Annotated in this window: 14 protein-coding genes and 1 pseudogene; 11 read left to right on the top strand and 4 right to left on the bottom strand. The window is 74.4% G+C overall.

The window, feature by feature from the left end:
- Positions 1-27 precede the first annotated feature (27 nt).
- Positions 28-594 (top strand): VanZ family protein, encoded by a 567-nt coding sequence (locus ACGFNF_RS18595; RefSeq protein ID WP_393169268.1) that lies wholly within the window; start codon positions 28-30, stop codon positions 592-594.
- On the opposite strand, the gene ACGFNF_RS18590 is transcribed toward ACGFNF_RS18595, so the two are convergent.
- Positions 488-1,750: an MFS transporter gene (locus tag ACGFNF_RS18590; protein ID WP_393169266.1), complete on the bottom strand. Its 1,263-nt coding sequence runs from the start codon at positions 1,748-1,750 to the stop codon at positions 488-490. The two genes, ACGFNF_RS18595 and ACGFNF_RS18590, sit on opposite strands and share 107 nt — an antisense overlap.
- Positions 1,751-1,883: 133 nt before the next feature.
- Between ACGFNF_RS18590 and ACGFNF_RS18585 the strand changes: the two genes are divergently transcribed.
- The 3 genes from ACGFNF_RS18585 to ACGFNF_RS18575 all read left to right on the top strand — a co-directional run bounded on the left by ACGFNF_RS18585 (position 1,884) and on the right by ACGFNF_RS18575 (position 5,013).
- Complete coding sequence (locus tag ACGFNF_RS18585; RefSeq protein ID WP_357577026.1) at positions 1,884-2,507, top strand: TetR/AcrR family transcriptional regulator; 624 nt, start codon at positions 1,884-1,886, stop codon at positions 2,505-2,507.
- Between the two features lie 78 nt (positions 2,508-2,585).
- A complete protein-coding gene (locus ACGFNF_RS18580; RefSeq protein ID WP_393169264.1) occupies positions 2,586-3,923 on the top strand; it encodes an acetyl/propionyl/methylcrotonyl-CoA carboxylase subunit alpha in 1,338 nt (445 codons plus the stop codon).
- A gap of 169 nt (positions 3,924-4,092) precedes the next feature.
- The gene (locus ACGFNF_RS18575) at positions 4,093-5,013 is read left to right on the top strand and encodes a hydroxymethylglutaryl-CoA lyase (protein WP_393169262.1); all 921 of its coding nucleotides are present in this window, start codon (positions 4,093-4,095) and stop codon (positions 5,011-5,013) included.
- 75 nt (positions 5,014-5,088) lie between these two features.
- Here the strand turns inward: ACGFNF_RS18575 and ACGFNF_RS18570 are convergent, their stop codons facing one another.
- A complete protein-coding gene (locus tag ACGFNF_RS18570) occupies positions 5,089-5,649 on the bottom strand; it encodes a snapalysin family zinc-dependent metalloprotease (protein ID WP_357577024.1) in 561 nt (186 codons plus the stop codon).
- A 207-nt stretch (positions 5,650-5,856) separates the two neighbouring features.
- Here ACGFNF_RS18570 and ACGFNF_RS18565 point away from each other — a divergent pair, with 207 nt between their 5' ends.
- From ACGFNF_RS18565 to ACGFNF_RS18555, 3 genes and pseudogenes are all read left to right on the top strand, one after another.
- Complete coding sequence (locus tag ACGFNF_RS18565) at positions 5,857-7,389, top strand: acyl-CoA carboxylase subunit beta (RefSeq protein WP_393169260.1); 1,533 nt, start codon at positions 5,857-5,859, stop codon at positions 7,387-7,389.
- Positions 7,390-7,549: 160 nt separating this feature from the next.
- Positions 7,550-8,704 carry an acyl-CoA dehydrogenase family protein gene (locus ACGFNF_RS18560; RefSeq protein ID WP_132235377.1) on the top strand — a complete coding sequence of 385 codons (1,155 nt, stop codon included), beginning with the start codon at positions 7,550-7,552 and terminating at the stop codon, positions 8,702-8,704.
- A gap of 151 nt (positions 8,705-8,855) precedes the next feature.
- Positions 8,856-11,438, top strand: a pseudogene (locus ACGFNF_RS18555) (ATP-binding protein); the annotation flags it as partial.
- A gap of 302 nt (positions 11,439-11,740) precedes the next feature.
- Here ACGFNF_RS18555 and ACGFNF_RS18550 read toward each other — a convergent pair.
- Positions 11,741-12,250, bottom strand: coding sequence for a MarR family transcriptional regulator (locus tag ACGFNF_RS18550; RefSeq protein WP_357577022.1), 510 nt, complete (start codon positions 12,248-12,250; stop codon positions 11,741-11,743).
- Between the two features lie 103 nt (positions 12,251-12,353).
- Here ACGFNF_RS18550 and ACGFNF_RS18545 point away from each other — a divergent pair, with 103 nt between their 5' ends.
- Together ACGFNF_RS18545 and ACGFNF_RS18540 are read left to right on the top strand one after the other, a co-directional pair.
- Entirely contained in the window at positions 12,354-12,935 is a 582-nt protein-coding gene (locus ACGFNF_RS18545; RefSeq protein ID WP_311410011.1) for a YceI family protein, read from the top strand.
- A 306-nt stretch (positions 12,936-13,241) separates the two neighbouring features.
- Positions 13,242-14,720 carry a glutamate--cysteine ligase gene (locus ACGFNF_RS18540; RefSeq protein ID WP_393169257.1) on the top strand — a complete coding sequence of 493 codons (1,479 nt, stop codon included), beginning with the start codon at positions 13,242-13,244 and terminating at the stop codon, positions 14,718-14,720.
- 114 nt (positions 14,721-14,834) lie between these two features.
- Here the strand turns inward: ACGFNF_RS18540 and ACGFNF_RS18535 are convergent, their stop codons facing one another.
- Positions 14,835-16,304, bottom strand: a complete 1,470-nt coding sequence (locus ACGFNF_RS18535; RefSeq protein WP_393169255.1) for a hypothetical protein — start codon at positions 16,302-16,304, stop codon at positions 14,835-14,837.
- 124 nt (positions 16,305-16,428) lie between these two features.
- On the opposite strand from ACGFNF_RS18535, the gene ACGFNF_RS18530 reads away from it, so the two are divergent.
- Entirely contained in the window at positions 16,429-17,103 is a 675-nt protein-coding gene (locus ACGFNF_RS18530; protein ID WP_393169253.1) for a PASTA domain-containing protein, read from the top strand.
- 179 nt (positions 17,104-17,282) lie between these two features.
- Positions 17,283-18,071 carry a PASTA domain-containing protein gene (locus ACGFNF_RS18525; RefSeq protein ID WP_393169251.1) on the top strand — a complete coding sequence of 263 codons (789 nt, stop codon included), beginning with the start codon at positions 17,283-17,285 and terminating at the stop codon, positions 18,069-18,071.
- The last annotated feature ends 3 nt before the right edge of the window (positions 18,072-18,074 follow it).

The following is an 18,074-nucleotide window of genomic DNA, read 5'->3' as shown; positions in this document are numbered from 1 at the left end:
GACGGGGCGCGCGACTAGGCTGCCCCGGTGGGTCAGGTGTGGCGTGACTGGGGTGGCGTGCTGCTCGCCGTGGCCGCCGGGCTGCCCCTGCTGGCCCTCCTCACCGCCGTGCTGGCGCGCCACCGGCGCGACGCCGCGACGGTCGGGGAGTCGTGGCGGCGCAGCGTCGCCGAGGTGGGCGCGGTGGCCGGCACCCTGCCGTGGGTGTGGATGATCCTCACCCCCCGGCCCGCGCCCCGGCAGGTCGACCTGGTGCCGCTACGCGACCTGGCCGACCTGCTGACCGGGCCGCCGGCGACCGCCGTGGTCCAGGTCGTCGGCAACCTGCTGGTCTTCGCCGCGCTGGGCTTCTTCGCCCCGGTACGCCTGGCCGCACTGGCCGGCGTCAGCCGGCTGTTCCTGCTCGGGGCGGCCGGTTCCGTGCTGGTCGAGTCCCTCCAGTACGCGCTCGACCTCGGCCGGGTCTCCTCGGCCGACGACGTGCTGCTCAACGCGACGGGCGCCGCCCTGGCCGGGCTGCTGTCGCGGCGCTGGTGGGCCCGGCGGCCGGTGCCGGCGCGGCCGGTTGCAGCGTCCGCCACGCCGCGAGGGTGACCAGCACGAAGACCCCGGCCACCGCCGCCGCCACCGGTCCCACCCCGTACGCCGCGCCGGCCATGCCCGCGAGGGTCGCCCCGACCGGCGCGGTGAGCAGGCCGACCATCCGCTGGGCGGCGCCCACCCGGCCGAGCAGTGCGGGCGGCACGTGGCGCTGCCCGTACGAGGCCCACAGGCCGTTCCACACCGTGGTGCCGGCCGCGAACACGGCCAGCGCCAGCCCGCCGGGCACCGGGTGCCGGGCCAGCGCCAGCCCGGTCAGCGCGACGGCCTGGCCGGCGAGCACGACGCGCAGCGCGGGCACCGTGCCGAGGCGGGCGGCCAACCGACCCGCCCCGAGCCCACCGGCAAGCCCGCCGAGGAGCGCCCCCGCCGCGAACAGCCCGTACCCGGCCGGCGGCACCCGCAGCACGTCGAGGGCGTAGAGCACAAGCACCGCCATCAGCCCGCTGATGGCCAGGTTGCTCCCGGCGGTCGCCACGGTCAGCCGCCACAGCATCGCGTCCCCGCGTACCCACCGCACCCCCTCGACGCCCTCCCGCCACACCGACCGCCGCCCGGGGCTCGCGCCGGGGCGGGATGGGACGGGACGAAGGGCGAGGGTCAGCAGGGCGGCGCAGAGGAAGGTGAGGGCGTCCACGGCGAACGGCAGCGGGGCGGCCAGGGCGAAGAGCACGCCGGCGGCCGGGGTGCCGAGGAAGCCGCCCGCCACCGCCGAGCCGGCCTGGAGGCGGCCGTTGGCCCGGGGCAGTGCGGCCGGCGGCACCACGGACGGGAGCATCGCGAACGAGGCGGCGTCGAAGAGGGTGCCGAGCGCGGCGAGCAGGAAGGCCACGGTCACCAGCGCGGCGACGTTGGCCCGGTCGAGGGCGACCGCGAGGGCGAGTGCGCCGATCACGGCGGCGCGCAGTCCGTCCACCACCGCCATCGTCCGGCGGCGGTCCCAGCGGTCCGCGTACACGCCGCCGAGCAGGCCGAACAGCAGCGGCGGGAGCTGCCCGGCCACGGTCACCGCCGCGATCACCCGGGGATCGCGGGTCAGCGTCGCGGCCAGCAGCGCCAGTGCCGGCGTACGCAGGGCGTCGCCGAGACGCGAGGACACGGCGGCGGACCAGAGCAGTCGGTAGTCGCGGCCGAGCGGGGGTGCGGTCATGCCGGCGACCCTCCGGGCTCGACCGGGTCGAGGGTCAAGGTGCCCGGACGCGCCGGTGACCGGCGGCGGACGTGAGCCAACCGACGGGTAGCGGAGGCTCCACGCCGGGCCGGTCGAGGTCTACGCTTGCCCGGTGACGGTCGAGCAGCAGGCACGGGGCAGGGCGAACGGTGCCGCGGGGTCGGCCCGGCGCCGGTCCCGCAAGGACGAGATCCTGGAGATCGCGGTCGGCCTCTTCGCGTCCCGGGGCTACCACGGCGTGTCGATGGACGACATCGGCGCGGCCGCCGGGGTCACCGGCCCGGCGCTCTACCACCACTTCGCGGGCAAGGAGGCCATGCTGGTCGCCGCGCTGATCCCGGTCAGCGAGGAACTGCTGGCCGGCGGCCAGCAGCGGTCCGCCGGTCACCCCGACGACCCGCGCGGCGCGCTGGAGTCGTTGATCGACTTCCACGTCGACTTCGCGCTGGCCAACCCGGCGGTGATCGCCCTGCACCTGCACGAGCTGGACCGCCTCCCCGACGAGCCGCGCCGCCGGATCCGCCGGCTCCAGCGGCTCTACGTCGAAGAATGGGTGACGGTGCTGACCGCGCTGCACCCGGGCATGCCCGACGGCGAGGCACGGGTGCTGGCCCACGCCGCGTTCGGCCTGATGAACTCGACGCCGTTCCTGGGTGGCGAGGTGGACCGGCGCCGCCGGGCCGAGCTGCTCCGCGCCGCCACCCTGGCCGCACTGCTGGCCCACCCCGGTTCCTGAACCGGGGGCAACTCGTCAGTAACCTTCCGGCCGTGGTTCCCTAGCACCCGTCCCCACCCCTGGACGCTGGAGGGAAACATGATCGAGTCGCTGCTGGTCGCCAACCGGGGCGAGATCGCCCGCCGGATCATCCGGACCGCCAGGCGGCTCGGCATCCGCGCGATCGCGGTGCACTCGGAGGCCGACGCCGACCTGCCGTTCGTGACGGAGGCCGACGAGGCGGTGTGCGTGGGTCCGGCCAACCCGGCCCAGAGCTACCGCAACGTCGAGGCCATCCTCGCCGCCGCCAAGTCGACAGGTGCGCAGGCCATCCACCCCGGCTACGGCTTCCTGTCGGAGAACGCCGACTTCGCCCGTACCGTCGAGGCGAGCGGGCTGATCTGGGTCGGGCCCGGCGCGGACGCGATCACCGCGATGGGCGACAAGATCAACGCTCGGAACCTGATGGCGGCGGCCGGGGTGCCGGTCGCGCCCGGCACCACCGACCCGGCGGCCGACCTCGACGCGGCGGTCGTCGCGGCGGCGGAGATCGGCTACCCGGTGATGGTCAAGGCCGCGGCCGGTGGCGGCGGCATGGGCATGGGCGTGGCGACCGACGAGGCCGCGCTGCGCACCGAGTACGACAAGGTGCGCTCCTTCGCCGAGCGGATGTTCGGCGACGGCTCGGTGCTGATCGAGCGGTACTTCCCCCGGGTGCGCCACGTCGAGGTGCAGATCCTCGGCCTGGCCGACGGCCGGGTGGTCGCCCTCGGCGAGCGGGAGTGCTCGGTGCAGCGGCGCAACCAGAAGCTGGTCGAGGAGTCGCCGTCGCCGGCGGTCTCCCCGGAACTGCGCGAGCGCATCCTGGCCGCCGCCGTGCGCGCCGGCGAGGCGGTCGGCTACCGCAACGCGGGCACGGTCGAGTGCCTGCTCGATCCTGCGACACAGGAGTTCTTCTTCCTGGAGATGAACACGCGGCTCCAGGTCGAGCACCCGGTCACTGAGCTGGTCTACGGCGTCGACCTGGTCGAGGAGCAGCTGCGGGTGGCCGCCGGCCTGGCGCCGACCTTCGACCCGGACGCGCTCGCCCCGCGCGGGCACGCCATCGAGCTGCGGATCAACGCCGAGGACCCGAAGCGCTTCCTGCCCGGCCCCGGCGTGATCAGGACGTGGGTGGAGCCGACCGGCGAGGGCGTCCGGGTGGACTCGGGCTACGTCGAGGGCAACACCGTCACCCCGTTCTACGACAGCCTGATGGCCAAGCTCATCGTCAACGGCGCCACCCGCGCCGAGGCGATCGAGCGCGCGAAGACGGCGGTGGCCGCCTTCGAACTGGCCGGCCCGAAGAACAACCTCCCCTTCTTCGCCGAACTCCTCAAGAACGAGGAATTCCTCTCCGGCGACTACGACACCGGAATCGTCCCCCGAATGCGCTGACCCCCGGGCTCCCTCCCACCCCGGTCTCCACCCCGTTGATCATGAAGTTGTTGTCCTCGGCTGCGGCGTGTCGTGGCGACAACTTCATGATCAACCGGGATGGGGCGGTGGAGGGGGTGGGAGGCTGGAGGGGACAGAACAGCTCTGCGTCACAGTGAGGTGACCCCTTATGGCGGAAATGCCGAACTCCGTGTCGATCCGGGAGGTCGGGCCGCGCGACGGGCTCCAGAACGAGGAGCCGATCCCGACCGAGGCCAAGGTGCGGCTGCTCGACGCCCTCTCCGGCACCGGCGTGCAGCGGATCGAGGCCGTCTCGTTCGTGCACCCGAAGGCGATCCCGCAGATGGCCGACGCCGACGAGGTGTGGCAGCGGGCCGCGAAGGCCGACGGTGTGCGCTACTCGGCGCTGGTGCCGAACACCCGGGGCGCGCAGCGGGCCCTGGCCGCCGGCTTCACCGAGATCGAGGTGGTGGTCTCGGCCAGCGACACGCACAACCGGCGCAACGTCAACCGCTCCACGGAGGAGTCGCTGGACGACATCGCCGAGCTGATCGACCTGCTGCACGGCGCCGGCGCGCAGGCCGAGGTGATCGTGGCGACCAGCTTCGGCTGCCCGTACGAGGGGGACACCGACCCGGCCCGGGTAGCCGCCATCGTGGACCGGGTGGTCCGCGACGGCGCCGACCGGGTGGCCTTCGGCGACACCACCGGCATGGGTACGCCCCGACGGGTCCGCGAGCTGCTGACGGCGGTACGCGACCGCAACGCACACGTCCCCGTGCTGCTGCACTTCCACAACACCCGGGGCACCGCGCTGGCCAACATGCTCACCGCGCTGGAGTTGGGCGTGACCGAGTTCGACGCCAGCGTCGGCGGCCTCGGCGGCTGCCCGTACGCGCCGGGGGCCAGCGGCAACCTGGCCACCGAGGAGGCGGTGCACATGCTGCACGACATGGGCGTCGACACCGGCATCGACCTGGACGCCCTGGTCGAGGTGGCCGAGCTGGCCGAGGAACTGGTCGGCAAGCGGCTCCCGTCGGGGGTGCTCCGCGCCGGCCCGCGTACCCGGCTGACGCCGCTGCCGAGCTGACCGCACGCGGGGGAGGGCCGACCGCACGCGGGGAGGGGCCGGCGTCGTGCCGGCCCCTCCGACGTGCGCGGTCGGTCAGCCCACCGTGGTGAGCGTGGCCGGCCAGCTGTCCTGGAAGATCTGCGACCCGGCGCGGTTCGTGCTGAAGGTGCCGGCGAAGAGGCTGGACACCCGGCTGGCCTCGGTGCTGCTCGGGTACGGGTTGGTGCAGCTGGTGCCGGCGCTGCCGCCGGACATCAGGATCGCGCAGTTGCCGTTGTAGTTGTCGGGCAGGCCGAGGATGTGCCCGATCTCGTGGGTCATGATCCGCAGCGGGCTGTACTGCTGGGCCTGCTGGGTGTCGATGTAGACCCGCCCGTTGCCGAGGCTGGTCCGGACGGCGTACGAGCCGCCGCCGGTGATCTGGTAGATCCGCAGGTTGGAGCCGCAGTTCGCCGTGAGCGTCAGGTTCGACGTGGCGTTGTTCCAGATCGAGGCGGCCTGGTTGGCCGTACCGGCGAAGCTCCCCGCCTGGCTGGTGTTGTAGCAGATGGTCATGGCGGCCGAGGCGGGTGACGGGTTCGCGACCGTGACGCCGAGGGTGGCCAGTGCCGTCGCGACGAACGCGACCGCGAGCCGGTTGAGCCGTGAGGTCATCGCTGACTCCAATCCGGGAGGAGGGGTGTCAGGAGCGTAGCCCCATAAATTCATGATTTTCAATGCCTTCCGATCGGGCGCGACCGGGTGGCGTCGTCCCCGCCGGCCGTGGCTCGCCGGGGGGCGGGGGGATGCGCTAGCCTAACGATCGTTCAGGTCAGTCGGTCCGCCCGCGAGGTGACCGGCTCAGGTGGCGAGGGAGTCGGCGTGACGCTCGACGGTGAGGCACTGGAGCAGCTGCGCAAGCGGGCCCGGGCCGGCGGTGCGGACAAGTACCACGCGGCGAACGCCGCCAAGGGCAAGCTCTTCGCCCGGGAACGGGTCGCGCTCCTGGTTGACGAGGGCTCCTTCGTCGAGGACGGCCTCTACGCCAACGCGATGGCCGAGGGACTCCCGGCCGACGGCGTGGTGACCGGCACCGCCACCATCGACGGCCGCCCGGTCTGCCTGATGGCGAACGACTCCACGGTCAAGGCCGGCAGCTGGGGCGCCCGTACCGTCGAGAAGATCATCCGGATCATCGAGCGGGCCTACTCGACGAGCGTGCCGATGGTCTACCTGGTCGACTCGGCCGGCGCCCGGATCACCGACCAGGTCGACCTCTTCCCCGGCCGCCGCGGCGCCGGCAAGATCTTCTGGAACCAGGTCCGCGCCTCCGGCGCCATCCCGCAGGTCTGCGCGCTCTTCGGGCCGAGCGCGGCCGGCGGGGCGTACATTCCGGCGTTCTGCGACGTGGTCGCCATGGTCGACGGCAACGCCAGCATGTACCTCGGCTCCGACCGGATGGTCGAGATGGTCACCGGCGAGAAGACCACGCTGGAGGCCATGGGCGGCGCCAAGGTGCACTGCGCCGAGTCCGGCGTCGGGCACTTCCTCTGCAAGACCGAGGCCGACGCCCTCGACGTGGTGCGGCGCTACCTGTCCTACCTCCCCGCCAACTGGACGCAGGCCCCGCCGGCCGCGCCCGCCGTCGCGGCGCCGGAGAAGGCCGACCTGGCCGCGCTGGTGCCGGCGAGCGAGCGGCAGGCGTTCGACATGCGGCGGTACGTCAAGGGCCTGCTCGACGACGGCTCCTTCTTCGAGATCCAGGCGCTCTGGGCCAAGGAGCTGACGATCGGCTTCGGCCGGCTGAACGGCGAGGTCGTCGGCGTGGTCGGCAACAACTCGATGTTCAAGGGCGGCGTGCTCTTCGTCGACTCGGCCGACAAGGCGACCCGCTTCGTGCAGCTCTGCGACGCCTTCAACGTGCCGCTGCTCTTCCTCTCCGACGTGCCCGGGTTCATGGTCGGCAGCGCGGTGGAGAAGCAGGGCATCATCCGGCACGGCGCCAAGATGATCACCGCGATCTCGGAGGCGACCGTACCCAAGATCTGCGTGGTGGTCCGCAAGGCGTACGGCGCCGGCCTCTACGCGATGGCCGGTCCCGGCTTCGAGCCGGACGCCACGATCGCGCTGCCCACCGCCAAGATCGCCGTGATGGGCGCGGAGGCGGCGGTCAACGCGGTCTACGCCAACAAGATCGCGGCGATCGAGGACGAGGCGGAGCGGGCCGCGTTCGTCGCCGCGAAGCGCGAGGAGTACGAGCGCGACATCGACGTGGTCCGGCTCGCCAGCGAGCTGGTCGTCGACGCGATCGTCGAGCCGCACGAGCTGCGCGCCGAGCTGGTCCGCCGGTTCGCCGCCGCCCGCACGAAGGAGCGGCACTTCTCCCGGCGCCGGCACGGCGTCACCCCGGTCTGATCCCGCCGCCGGCCCCACCTGGCCGGCCCGATCCGAGCGCCCCCGCCCCGCACCGCACCAGCGACCCGTCCGTTCCCGGCCTTGGGCCCGCACCGCACCAGCGACCCGTCCGTTCCCGGCGTCACGAGCGCCCGGCGGCCCATCCACACAGGAGGATTCCATGGACTTCCGGCTCACCGAGGAGCAAGAGGCGCTGCGGGAGAGCGTGCGGGAATTCGCGCGCGAGGTGGTCGCCCCGGTCATCGCGGAGCACTACGAGAAGCACACCTTCCCGTACGAGGTGATCCGGCAGATGGGCAAGATGGGCTTGTTCGGCCTGCCCTTCGCCGAGGAGCACGGCGGCATGGGCGGCGACTACTTCGCGCTCTGCCTCGCCCTGGAGGAGCTGGCCCGGGTCGACTCCAGCGTCGCCATCACCCTGGAGGCGGCGGTCTCGCTGGGCGCGATGCCGATCTACCGCTTCGGCACCGACGAGCAGAAGGCGACGTGGCTGCCGAAGCTGCTCAGCGGCGAGGCGCTGGCCGGCTTCGGGCTGACCGAGCCGGGCACCGGCTCGGACGCCGGGGGCACCCAGACCCGCGCGGTGCTCGACGAGTCGACCAACGAGTGGGTGATCAACGGCTCCAAGGCGTTCATCACCAACTCGGGCACCGACATCACGGCGCTGGTCACCGTCACCGCGGTCACCGGCACCCGCCCGGACGGCGCCAAGGAGCTGTCCACGATCATCGTCCCCTCGGGTACGCCGGGCTTCACCGTCGCGCCGGGCTACTCGAAGGTCGGCTGGAACGCCTCGGACACGCACGAGCTGACCTTCGACGACTGCCGGGTGCCGGCGGCGAACCTGCTCGGCGAGCGCGGCCGGGGCTTCGCCCAGTTCCTGCGCATCCTCGACGAGGGGCGGATCGCCATCGCCGCCCTGGCCGTCGGCCTCGCCCAGGGCTGCGTCGACGAGTCGATCAGGTACGCGAAGGAACGCCAGGCGTTCGGCCAGCCGATCGGCAACTACCAGGCGATCCAGTTCAAGATCGCCGACATGGAGATGAAGGCGCACACCGCCCGGCTGGCCTACTACGACGCCGCCGCGCGGATGCTCGCCGGCGAGCCGTTCAAGCGGCAGGCCGCCATCGCCAAGCTGCACGCCAGCACCATCGCCGTGGACAACGCCCGCGAGGCCACCCAGATCCACGGCGGCTACGGCTTCATGAACGAGTACCCGGTGGCCCGCTTCTGGCGCGACTCCAAGATCCTGGAGATCGGCGAGGGCACGTCCGAGGTGCAGCGCATGATCATCGCGCGCGATCTGGGCATGTGACGGCGACGGGTCCGATGGCGTCGAGGCAGCCGCCTCCGCGCCACCGGGCCCGCCCGGTGTGACCGGCCCGCTGTCGGATATCCGCGCCGGGGCGTCGGCAGGGCGACGTTCGGCTGCCGTCGGTCGTACCCCGTCCGTACCCTTCCTGCCCATGACGCCGGTTCATGATCGTTCGCCGCATCCGGGCGGTCGTACCGGGCTGCCGGAGCTGTTGCGCGGGCACCGGCTCGCCGCCGGCCTGACCCAGGCCGAGCTGGCGGGCCGGGCCGGCGTGGGCATCCGGACCGTTCGCGACCTGGAGCGGGGCCGCTCGTCCCGGCCGCAGCGCACCACGGTCGAGCTGCTCGCCGGCGCACTGGAGCTGGCCGGAGCCGTCCGGGCGACGTTCCTGGCCGCCGCCCGGGGGCCGGTCCCGGCCGCCGCGCCGGCCACCCCCCGCGGCGCCCCGCCGGCCCGCGTCGACCTCGACCACCACGCCGGTACGCCGACCGCGCTCCCGCCTCCGGTCGCGCTGGTCGGCCGCGACCGTGACCTGACCGAGCTGGCCGGGTTGTTCACCGACGGGCACGGGCCCCGGCTGGCCAGCCTGGTCGGGCTGGCCGGCGTGGGCAAGACCGCGCTGGCACTCTCGGTGGTCCACGCGGTCGCCGACGACCATCCCGGCGGGGCGGCCGGAGTGCTCATCGGCGAGGGCTCGGACGCGGCCGACGTGCTCTCCGCCTCGGTCGCCGTCTTCGGCGTCGCCCGGCTGCCCGAGCTGAGCGCCCGCCTCGCCGGCCGGCCGGCGCTGCTGCTCGTGGACGCGGCCGAGCGGGCCCCCGACGCGGTCGCCGAGACGGTGCACCGGCTCGCCGGGGCGGTGCCGTCGCTGCGGGTGCTGGTCACCGGCCGGCACCCGGTCGGCCTGCCCGGGGAGCGGGTGTGGCCGGTCGCCCCGCTCGACGTGCCGCCGCCGGGTAGCGAGCGGGAGGGCCCGGCGGCGCTGGCCGACTATCCCGCCGTGGCTCTCTTCACCGCCCGGCTCGCCCAGGTCCGCCGGGAGCCGCCCGGCCCCGCCGAGCTGCCCGCCCTCGCCGCCCTGGTACGCCGCCTGGGCGGGCTCCCGCTCGCCATCGAGCTGATGGCGGCCCGGGGCCGGATCCTCGACCTCAACGAGCTGCTCGACCGGTACGGCGACCGCGTCCTCGACCTGACCACCTCGTCGGGGGCGGCCGGGCGGCCGGGCTGGGACAGCACGGAGCCGGGCCGTCCGGAGAGCCCACGGGCGGCGGTGGCGGAGACCCTGCGCGACGCGGTGGCCGTCAGCTACCGCCTCCTCGCCCCCGACGAGCGGGCCGCGTTGCGCCGGCTCGCCGCGTTCGGCAACCGCTGGTCGGTCGAGCTGGCCGAGGAGATGCTCGCCGACCCCGCCGACCGGGACGGGACGGTGGTCGTGGACCCGGTGCCGCTGCTCGACCGGCTCGTCGAGCTCGGTCTGCTCAGCGTGCGGGGCGCCGGGCCGTTCCGGTTCCGCCTGCTCGACGCCGTACGGGACTTCGCCGCGGAGCAGGCGACCGGCGCCGGCGAGCTGACCGCGATCCGGCGCCGGCACGCGCAGGTCGTCGCCCGGCTGGTGGCGCGGACCGCACCGGAGCTGGCCGGGGCCAACCTGCCGGCGGCGGTGCACCGCCTGGACGAGGTGTCCGGCGACATCAGCTCCGCCCTGGCGCACGCCGCCGTCGACGACCCGCTGACCGCGCTGCGGTTGGCGGCGGCGCTGTCGCGGTGGTGGCGGTTCCGGGGGCGCGACGTCCCCGGCAGGCAGTGGCTCCGGCGCCTGCTGGCGGATCCGCGTACCGCCGATGTCGACCCGGTGCTGCGGGCGTGGGCGTTCCTCGGGGTGGCCCGGCTCGCCGCCGAGCACGGTGCCGGGGCCGAGGAGCTGCCGGCTGCGCGGCGGGCGTTGGCCGCGTTCCGGGACGCGGGCGACGTCACCGGGGAGTTGGAGGCGCGCTCGGTGCTCTGCGCGCTGCTGATCGCCCTCGGCGAGCACGACGAGGCGCGTACGCAGGCCGAGGCGGTGCTCGCGCTGGCCGTCCGGCACGGGCGGACCCGCGACATGACGGTGGCGCAGAACAACCTCGCCTGGCACGACATCCGGGTCGGTGACCTGGCGGCCGCCCGGCGCCGGCTGGCCGCGGTCGACCGGCTCGCCGCGCAGGGCGGGGAGCAGCGGCTGCGGGTGCTCGCGCGGGCCAACCTCGCCGAGGTGTCCCGCCTGGAGGGCCGCTACGCCGACGCCGTCGACCAGGGCCGGCGGGTGGTGGCGGCGCTGGCGGACCTCGGCGACCCGGGCCACCGTCGCCGGGTGCTCGGCACGGTGGGACTGGCGCTGGCCCGCGACGGCCGGTCCGCCGAGGCGGCCGAGGTGCTGGCCGAGCTGCGCCCACCCCCGGTGCCCCGCGCCGAGGAGGTCTGGTCGCCGGGTGCGCCGACGCCCGGGGCGCGCCCGGAGGACGGGATCTGCGCGCTGATCGAGGGGAACCTGGCCCTGTGCCGGGGCGACCGTGAGCTGGCGGCGGAGTGGTTCGCCGCCGCGGCGGAAGCGGGCGTCGACGGCCAGGACCGGCGTGACGTGGTGGAGGCGTTGGTGGGGCTGGCCGCCAGTTCGGGTGACCCCGGCGTGCTGGACCGTCTCGACCGGGCCTGCCGGCAGAGCGGTGTCCGGCTGCTGCCGCACGAGGAGGAGCAACTGCGCCTGTGGAGGGCGGGCCGGAGCGGGTGGCCCGTCGGCGACGGTGTCGGTCGTCACCTGGACGGCGTTGCGCAGAGCGAGCGGAGGGCGTCGCGCAGAGCGACCGGGGGTGACGCGGGCGACGAAGCCCCTCTTGCTACCCCTCGCTCGTCGCCCGCGCCATCACCCCCCGGTGCGTCCCCACTGCCCGAAGACTAGCCACCGCCCGCACGCGGTCCCGTCCGGTTTGAACGTCTATCGTCCCGTGGGCGCGGCAGTTCTGCCGCTCTTTCTGCCGGTGCCGAGCGGGCCCCGGGAACGGGTCAGGAGGGCGTGGCCGTCTCGTCGCAGTCGGCGGCGGATCCGGTGCTTCCGGCGGTGGCGCCGGGGTGCACCGCGTCCCGGACCCGGCGCAGCCCGTCGAGCAGGGCGTCCAGGGCCGCCGGGTCGAGCTGGCCGGTGAACCACTGCTCGATGATCCGTAGGTGCCCGGGCAGGGTCTCGTCGAGGCGTTGCAGGCCGGTGGCGGTGACCACGGCGAACGAGCTGCGCCGGTCGGAGGGGCAGGCGCGGCGGGTGAGCAGCCCGTCGCGTTCCATCCGGTCCACCACGCGGGTGACGCCGCTCGTCGAGAGCGAGGTCTGGGCGGCGAGGTCGGTCATCCGCAACTGGTTGCCGGGTGAGCGGGCGAGTCTGGTCAGCACCTCGAACTCGACCGGTGAGAGGCCGTGCTCCTCGAACTGGGCGGCGAACCGGGCCGAGAGCCCGGCGTGCGCCTCGACGAGCAGGCCGACAGCGGTGATCCGGGGGTCGTCGAACACGTTCTGGTCCACGCGCCCATCGTAGCAGTACTTGACATGAGGAATATTGCTGTGCCTATAGTTGCTGCGACAGTCGTTGGGCTACTAAACAACTTTCCCCACGGAGGGCAGCTTCATGACCAGCAGCACCGCACCGGTTACCCGCGACTGGGACGGCCTCACGATCCCGACCGCCGGCACCTACCTGCTGGACGCCGCGCACAAGCGCGTGGGCTTCGTCGCCCGGCACATGATGGTCAGCAAGGTACGCGGTGAGTTCGCCGACGCCAGCGCCACCATCACCGTCGCCGAGGACCCGATGCAGTCCTCGGTCAGCGCCACCATCCAGGCGGCCACCATCAACACCAACCAGGCCGACCGGGACGCGCACCTGCGCAGCCCCGAGTTCCTCGACGCCGAGGCCTTCCCGACCCTGGAGTTCCGCAGCACGGCCGTGAAGTCCCGCGACGGCAACGAGTTCGTCCTCTCCGGCGAGCTGACCATCAAGGGCGTCACCCGCCCGGTCGACCTGGAGGTCGAGTTCGAGGGCGTCGGCCGCAGCCCGTTCGGGCAGGACATCTTCGGCTTCTCCGCCTCCACCGAGATCGACCGCGAGGACTTCGGCCTGACCTGGAACGTCGCCCTGGAGACCGGGGGCGTGCTGGTCGGCAAGAAGATCAAGATCGAGATCGAGGGCGAGGCCGTCCGCCAGGCCTGATCCGCCGTACCGCTTCCGGGCCCGCGCCGCGTCACGGCGCGGGCCCGACGCGTGTACGCACGGTCAGAGCCGCCGACCGGGTGCGATTTGTCACGACTCATTCGCGGTTCGATCGGGTGCCGGGCGCCGCCGCTGGGTAGAGATGCCGCCGGGAGCGCGTCCGCCGACCGGAGTACGGTCGTCCCGGCCGTGGGACCGCCGCGACCTCCTCTGGTCCCGGCGATGCCGACACTCCTAACGTGGAGGGGTTAACCACGCGCTTACCGGGCCGGCACGGTCCGACTGCGCCTCGCGCCGGGAGGAAACATGGGCAGGGACGTCGAGCAGGGCGCCTTCTCCCGGGAGGACCGGGTTCGCTACCGACAGAAGGTCCGGCGGTGCCTGGACGTCTTCGCCCTGATGCTTGACGACTTCGGCTTCGACGCCGACCGGCCGATGACCGGGCTGGAGATCGAGCTGAACCTGGTCGACTCGGCGGCCGAGCCGGCGATGCGCAACGAGCAGATCCTCGCCGACATCGCCGACCCGCTCTTCCAGACCGAGCTGGGCCAGTTCAACCTGGAGCTGAACGCGCCGCCCCGGCTGATCGAGGGCAACGGCTTCGCCGACTACGAGCAGGACCTGCGCGGCAGCCTCTCCCGCGCCGACGAGCGGGCCGCCAAGTCGGACGCGAAGATCGTCCTGGTCGGCATCCTGCCCACCCTCACCGAGCGTCACCTCGTCGAGGACAACCTCTCCACCAACGAGCGGTACCGGGTGCTCAACGACCAGATCGTCGGCGCCCGGGGCGAGGACATCGAGCTCGACATCCGAGGCGTCGAACGCCTCCAGACCCACACCGACTCGATCGCCCCCGAGGCCGCCTGCACCAGCCTCCAGTTCCACCTCCAGGTCGCCCCGGACAGCTTCGCCGACTACTGGAACGCCTCCCAGGCCATCGCCGGGGTGCAGGTGGCCGTCGGGGCCAACTCGCCCTTCCTCTACGGGCGCCAGCTCTGGGCGGAGACCCGCATCGCCCTGTTCGAGCAGGCCACCGACACCCGGCCGGACGAGCTCAAGGCGCAGGGCGTACGACCCCGGGTCTGGTTCGGCGAACGCTGGATCACCTCGATCTTCGACCTCTTCGAGGAGAACGTCCGCTACTTCCCGCCGCTGCTGCCGATCTGCGAGGACGAGGACCCGGTCGAGGTCCTGCACGGCGGCGGCGTACCGGAGCTGGGCGAGCTGCGCCTGCACAACGGCACCGTCTACCGGTGGAACCGGCCGGTCTACGACATCATGAACGGCCGCCCGCACCTGCGGGTGGAGAACCGGGTGCTACCGGCCGGCCCGACCGTGGTCGACATGCTGGCCAACGCCGCCTTCTACTTCGGGCTGGCGCGCGGGCTGGCGGAGTCCGACCGGCCCATCTGGAGCCAGCTCACCTTCAGCTCCGCCGAGGAGAACTTCCACGCCGCCGCCCGGCGCGGCATGGACGCCGTCCTGCACTGGCCCCGCCTCGGCGAGGTGCCGGTGACCAAGCTGGTCCTGGACGTCCTGCTGCCCAAGGCGGCCGCCGGGCTCGACCGGTTCGGGGTGTCCCCGGCCGAACGTGACCGGCTGCTCGGCATCATCGAGCAGCGCTGCCGTACGGGCCGCAACGGCGCGGTCTGGCAGACCGAGGCGGTCTGGGCGGCCGAGCGGCACCGCGGCATGGACCGGGGCGCCGCCCTGCACCACATGGTGCAGCGCTACGCCGAGCTGCAACGCAGCAACGAGCCAGTGCACACCTGGCCCGTCGACTGACCCGGCCGGGGCGCTCCGCGGCGGTGACACCCCTCAGCGGGCCGGGGTGGGAGTGCGGCGGTGAGGCCCTTCAGCGGGCCGGGGTGGGAGTGGCCCACGCCGCCCGGCTGCCGGTCAGCGGGTGCGGCGGCCGGAGCGGGATCGGCGGCCGGTGGCCTGCGGTTCCGCCGGATCGTCGGCGGCCGGCACGGCCGGCTCCCCGGTCGACGCCGACGCCGGCGTGCCGTCCCCGGGGACCGAAGCGGCCGGCTCCCCTGCCGGCGTGCCGGACGCGGCCGGCTCTCCGCCCGGCGTGCCGGTCGCGGTCGCGGGCCGCGCGGCGGCGGGGACCGGCGTCGGTTCACGGTCGGCGGGGAACACCCCTCCGCCCGCCGCGGCGGGACCTCCGCCCGGCGCACTGCCGCCGGACCCGGTGAAGGCACCGCTGCCGCCCGACATGGTGGAGGCGTGGCTGCCGCCCGGCCTGGTGAAGGCGTCGCTGCCGCCCGGCCCGGTGGAGGCGTCGCTGCCGCCCGGCGTCGTGCGGGTGTCGCTGCCGTCGGGCGTCGCCTGGGCGTCGCCGTCGGTGCCGCCGAACGGAGGGGTCTGCCGCCCCGGGTCGCCCGGTTGGTCGGCGGGTTCGCCGGTGCGTTGGCGGGGGACCCGCACGGGCCCCCGGGCCGCGGCCCGTCTGGCGGCCCGCTGGGCGAGGACGGTGACCAGGACGGCGCCGCCGACCCCGACGATCACCGCGTACGGCGCGATCAGGTGTGCCGACACCTGCTCCGGGCTGATCGCGGTCAGCCTCGGCACCGCCAGGAAGTACGCGGTCGCGACGAGCAGCGGCCCGGCCGCACCCGAGGCGGCCGCCCCGACCCGGTGGTCGGGGTCCCGGGCGTCCCGGCGGGCCGCGAGGGCACCGATCACCAGCGCGGAACCGAGGGACAGCAGCGCGCCAGGCCAGTAGAAGTAGTCGCGGATCCAGTACCTCCCGTCGTCGGGGCCGAGCTGCCAGATGCCGAGCTGGGCGCTGGTCAGGCCGCGCCCGGCCAGCACACCGTCCACGACGGCGATCACGGCGAGCAGCCAGAGCCAGCCGACGGTGGCGAGCACGTTGTTCGCGGCGGCCCGCGAGCGCAGCGCCCAGGCCGCCGTCAGCACGCCGACCAGCACGCCGACCGCCGCGTAGGCGGCCGCGACGTTCCGGGGTGAACCGGTGTCGGCCACCGCCACCGCCTGCCGCGCCGGTACGGCCACCAGCAGCACGGTGATCAGCGCGCCCACCCCGGCGGCCACGGCGAGCGCGGCGGAGCCGAGGACGCCGCCACCCGGTCCGGCCGGAGTCGCGTCGGCGGGACCGGTGTCCGGTTCCGGGGCGCGGTCGCGCAGCCGCTGCGCGCAGACCGCGCCGAAGACCGTCGAGGTGGCCGCGATCCAGGTGGCCCAGATCAGGCCCGCCACCCAGGCGGTCGCGCTGGCGGTCGCGTCCGCCGGCGCCCAGTTGATGATGCCCAGCCCGTAGCCGAAGCCCAGTTGGGCCGCGCCCGCGCCGGCAGCGACGCCGACCGCGATCGCGATCGATCCTCCCCAGCCTCGTCTGGCCATGCCGGGGAGCGTAACGTCCCGTGGTCGGCGCGGCGAGTCGTGGCGGTCCGGCCCGGGCAACCGCGATGACGCAGGCGTTGACGGGAGCGGGTACGGTCGCCGGTGATCGAGGCGGGGTGGGCGTATGACGGACGGGGACACGGGCGCGCGGGACGGCGCCGGGCCGGACCGGTCGGCGTTGCTGCTCAGGGGCGGGCTGGCCGTCGTGCTGCTCGCTGCCGTCGGCGCGACCGGCGGCTGGCTCCTGGCCGGCGAGGACGACCCGTCGGCCCCGCCGCCGGCGGCGTCGGAGGGCCTGCCCGCCACCAGCGTGCCCGCCGCGACCCGATCGACCCCGGGCCGGTCCGCGCCGGCGGCGGCTCCCCGGACGACCGCACCTAGCCGCTCCGCCGGGCTGACGATCCCGCCGCTCGTCGGCGAGGAGTTCACGGACGCCCGCGAGGAGCTCCGCGACAAGCGGCTGGGCTGGCGGCTCGTCTTCGGCCGTGGCACCGGGACGACCGTGGAGCGCACCTCCCCGGAGGTGGGCGCCGAGGTGCAGCCCGGGCGCACCGTGACGCTCTACGTGAGCGGTCCGGCGCCGGCCGCCACCGTGCCGGACGTGGTGGGCGACGACTGCGACGACGCGGCGGACGAGCTCGTCGACGAGGGCTTCTACCCGCAGTACCGGACGGGCAGGACCGGCAAGGTCAGCCGCCAGGATCCGCCCGGCGACGGTGCGGGCCGGTGGAACGACCAGGTGTCGATCTGGTGCGGCGACGCGCCGGAGGACGGCGATTCGCCCTCCCCGACGCCGTGACGGAGCGTCCGACACGCTGATCCCGGCCGATGGCCTCCGGGACCGCTAGGTTGGCGGTCAGGGCCCGCGACGCCCGCCCGGGCCGGGAGAGGACGCGCCATGAGTGAGCGTCAGCGAGCGAATCATCGGCACCGTGCGGTGGTGCCTCATGTCGGCACGCAGCGGAGCGGAGTGCAGGCATGAGCGACGACCGCCGGGAGCCGCCCGCCGGGGAACACGACGACCGGACCCGCCCGCTGCCTCCGTCGGGCGATCCCCCGGCCGGGCCGGAACCCGACCGTACGCAGCCGCTGCCCCGCCCCGACCGGAGCGCCCCGGACGCCGGCGACGGCACCCGACCGGTGCCCGGCGATACCGCCCCGCTGGACCGTACGGCCGCCGTGCCGCCGGAGCGGTCCGGGCCGGCGGCGTGGTCCGGCCGGGCGGAGGTGCGGCCCGGCGGCCCGGCCGACCAGCCGGAGGCCGAGTGGTACGCCGAGGAGCAGGACTCGCGGCGCTGGTGGCTGCCGATCCTGTGGGGCGTGATCGTGCTGCTGCTGCTCGGCCTGCTCGGCGCCGGGCTTTGGCTGGCCCTCCAGTCAACGGACGACGATCCGAGCGGGCCGGAGCCGTCGCCGTCGCCGTCGGTGCCCCGCGCGTCGCCGACCACCGCCGCGCCGACCTCGGCGGCCCCCACCAGTTCGTCGCCCTCGGCGTCCCCGACGCCCTCGGCGCCGGCCGAACTGCCGATGCCGCCGGTGGTGAACCTGCCGCTGGAGACGGCGCAGGCCATCCTGGACGACGTCGGGCTGGACCACCGGGTCGAGTACGAGACGTCGGACCGTCCGGCCGGCACGGTGATCCGCACCGAACCGGCGGCGGGGGAACTGGTGCCGGCGGACGAGGAGGTCACGCTGGTGGTGGCCCGCGAGGCCGCCTCGCCGACCGGCGGGGTCACACCGTCGGTCGAACCGACCGCCACCCGGTGAGCC

Origin of the sequence: Micromonospora sp. NPDC048868, from assembly GCF_043198195.1 — a bacterium.
Taxonomy (GTDB): domain Bacteria; phylum Actinomycetota; class Actinomycetes; order Mycobacteriales; family Micromonosporaceae; genus Micromonospora; species Micromonospora reichwaldensis.
The sequence above is the reverse complement of the archived record's forward strand: the minus strand, read 5'-3'. Positions and strand labels throughout refer to the sequence as shown.

Coding starts and splice junctions, on each gene's coding strand:
- ACGFNF_RS18590 (WP_393169266.1), bottom strand. CDS start 1,750: ATGACCGCACCCCCGCTCGGCCGCGACTACCGACTGCTCTGGTCCGCC.
- ACGFNF_RS18545 (WP_311410011.1), top strand. CDS start 12,354: ATGACCAGCAGCACCGCACCGGTTACCCGCGACTGGGACGGCCTCACG.
- ACGFNF_RS18580 (WP_393169264.1), top strand. CDS start 2,586: ATGATCGAGTCGCTGCTGGTCGCCAACCGGGGCGAGATCGCCCGCCGG.
- ACGFNF_RS18570 (WP_357577024.1), bottom strand. CDS start 5,649: ATGACCTCACGGCTCAACCGGCTCGCGGTCGCGTTCGTCGCGACGGCA.
- ACGFNF_RS18530 (WP_393169253.1), top strand. CDS start 16,429: ATGACGGACGGGGACACGGGCGCGCGGGACGGCGCCGGGCCGGACCGG.
- ACGFNF_RS18535 (WP_393169255.1), bottom strand. CDS start 16,304: ATGGCCAGACGAGGCTGGGGAGGATCGATCGCGATCGCGGTCGGCGTC.
- ACGFNF_RS18540 (WP_393169257.1), top strand. CDS start 13,242: ATGGGCAGGGACGTCGAGCAGGGCGCCTTCTCCCGGGAGGACCGGGTT.
- ACGFNF_RS18575 (WP_393169262.1), top strand. CDS start 4,093: ATGGCGGAAATGCCGAACTCCGTGTCGATCCGGGAGGTCGGGCCGCGC.
- ACGFNF_RS18560 (WP_132235377.1), top strand. CDS start 7,550: ATGGACTTCCGGCTCACCGAGGAGCAAGAGGCGCTGCGGGAGAGCGTG.
- ACGFNF_RS18525 (WP_393169251.1), top strand. CDS start 17,283: ATGAGCGACGACCGCCGGGAGCCGCCCGCCGGGGAACACGACGACCGG.